Annotated in this window: 3 protein-coding genes; all 3 read left to right on the plus strand. The window is 32.3% G+C overall.

The genetic code is table 11. The features are described 5' to 3' along the window. Positions 1-111: conjugative transposon protein TraM (gene traM, locus AC13CQ_RS00130; RefSeq protein WP_482882579.1), on the plus strand; the 111-nt coding region annotated here is incomplete at its 5' end. A gap of 86 nt (positions 112-197) precedes the next feature. Further along, positions 198-1,001, plus strand: a complete 804-nt coding sequence (locus tag AC13CQ_RS00135; RefSeq protein WP_008610587.1) for a DUF4138 domain-containing protein — start codon at positions 198-200, stop codon at positions 999-1,001. Positions 1,002-1,212: 211 nt separating this feature from the next. Then, a complete protein-coding gene (locus tag AC13CQ_RS00140) occupies positions 1,213-2,295 on the plus strand; it encodes a Fic family protein (protein ID WP_008610586.1) in 1,083 nt (360 codons plus the stop codon). Positions 2,296-2,579: the final 284 nt, after the last annotated feature.

A 2,579-nucleotide genomic window follows, 5' to 3' on the forward strand; every position in this document is an offset into this window, starting at 1 on the left:
GCTGGAGTACCACAAGTAAGTGGTATCAAGCAGCTTTTTAGAAGGAGTAACCGACAAGTGAAGGTGACGGTAATGGACAATTATCAATTAATATTAAAACTCAAGCAATGAGACATTCTTTGTTATTTCTTGAACATATAAGGAGATGATTGTATGGATGTTTCATTTGACATTTGAAAAACATTAAATATAAAGACATGAAAACAATAATTATACTTATAACCATAATTCTATCAAGCTCTTTACATGCCCAAGTTATATTGGATACGTTGTATGCTAATAATAAGAAAAGTGTGGCGTTGTTTTTTCCACAGGCGATCCGTCAAGGAATTACAGGGGCTTCTCATTTTGTGTTTACCTATAATCGGGAGACAAAACAGTATTTCGGGTTATTACAAGCGCAGTCTGGGGAAGCAAGTAATTTGTTAGTTGTTACTGATGATGGGCAGGTGTATTCATATATTTTAAAATATGCAGAACAGCTACCTAAACTAAATTATTTTGTGTCAAGAACAGAAAGTATAGGTACTGAAGTACCGCTTTCAGCGAAGCCAAAACACAAACAGATAGCATTGGATAGTATGGAGAAAAGTATGGCATACTATAAATCCTTCAGTAGATATTTACTTAAAACCACCCCTAAAAGATTAGCTTTTAAAAAAAGGAATGGAATTAAACTACAGCTTCAGAAAATGGTTTATCACAAATCTGAAACTTATTTAGTTATGGAAGTATCCAATACTTCGGGTATTACTTTTGAAACTGATTTTTTAAAAGTTTACAGTGTCAGTGGGAATAAAAAGCGAAAATCTTCTTACCAAAGACTTGAAATGAAACCGATATACATTTGTAACCCTCATAATAAGATATGGAATGGTCAGTTACTTAGATTTGTATATGTACTGCCAAAATATGTGCTAGGAGACAAGGAAAAATTATTGGTGGAATTGCAAGAATTGAATGGAGGTAGGAAGGTGGTTTTAGAATTCCGCCACATCTAAGCAAATGACTATTATGTTTTTGTCAAAATTTGTGTAATTACAATCATAGATAAGGTTTTAATAGAGCCCTTTTTCACGGTATTAATAGATGGAGTTACTTTAAATCCCGAGTAAACGAAGGTAATATTTACGTTCGAGCATCAAACAGAGGTAAAAAATAACTATATTTACTCTCGTTTAAATAACACATGTAAATTTTACCCTCGTTTAAATGACCAAGTTTAATAGAAATACACCGTACAATAATTTACCTCAGTTACCACCTAAAACAAATTTAGAAACTACAACTGTGTTGCGAAAAACAATTGAGGCTAGTAGGTCTTTAGCACAACTTAATGGTATGCTAACAAATTTACCTAATCCAACCTTATTTTTAGACACCATTCATTTACAAGAGGCTAAAGCTAGTTCTGAAATTGAGAACATTATTACTACCAACGATGACCTATACAAATCTATAGTTGCAGATAAAAAATTTGACAATCCAGCTACCAAAGAAGTTATTAGTTACAAAGAAGCGTTATGGAACGGTTTAAAAATCATAGAGAAGCGTCCCTTTATAACAACTAATTTGTGTATTGAAATTGTACAAAGTATAAAGAAAAATAAAGCAGGGATACGATCTACTCCTGGAACAGCTCTAAAAAATTTACAAGGGGAAACAATATATATCCCGCCTACAGGCGAAAATGTAATAAGGGAAAAACTAGATAATCTAGAAATATTTATCAATAATGAAAGATCAATAGATCCCTTAATAAAAATGGCATTATTACATTATCAATTTGAGGCGATTCATCCGTTTGGAGACGGGAATGGTAGAACAGGTAGAATTTTGTTGTTACTTTATCTGAAATTAGAAAAACTGCTGGATACACCAGCTATTTATCTAAGCGAATACATTATTAAGAATAAAGCTGAATATTATTCTAAATTACGTCAAGTAACTGAAGATCAAAATTGGGAATCTTGGATACTTTACATGCTCGAGATGATTGATTATACCGCTAAAAAAGGACTGGAACGCTTAAAAAGTGTTACAGGCTTAATGGAAACTATGGGAGAGGAAATAAAAAATTCATTACCTAAAGCGTACTCAAAAGATTTGGTTGAGACTCTTTTTAGACTGCCTTACACTAAACGTCAATTCTTAGTTGACGCTGGATTAGGGACATCAAAAACCGTTGGTAATTATCTTTCAGATTTGGAGAAGACAGGTTTTCTAATCTCTGAAAAGGTAGGGAAAGAAAAACTATATCTAAATCATAAATTGATGGCCATTTTAGAGCAGTAAAAAATATAATTTTTGATTTGGACAAGATTTATGATTAGCGACTCCCAAAGTCTTTTATTTGGTAAAACACACTGGGTTTGCCAATCAAAATCAATATTCAACAAAAAATATGAAAAAAGGAAAATGTTTTACCTATGTTTTACCGGATCAAGTCAAAAAGTTGTGTGTAAATAGAAGTAAAATTCGATCTTTGTAAAAAAAAGACTTGCATTGGAATTATCATTAGACCTATTACGTTTTATCCTCCCTGAATTATTAGTCAGTCACTTTACCATAGCTTCCCA

The organism is Galbibacter sp. L-19 (assembly GCF_056857615.1).

Excerpts from the sequence above, each read along its gene's own strand:
- AC13CQ_RS00135 (WP_008610587.1), top strand. The coding sequence starts at position 198 with ATGAAAACAATAATTATACTTATAACCATAATTCTATCAAGCTCTTTA.
- AC13CQ_RS00140 (WP_008610586.1), top strand. The coding sequence starts at position 1,213 with ATGACCAAGTTTAATAGAAATACACCGTACAATAATTTACCTCAGTTA.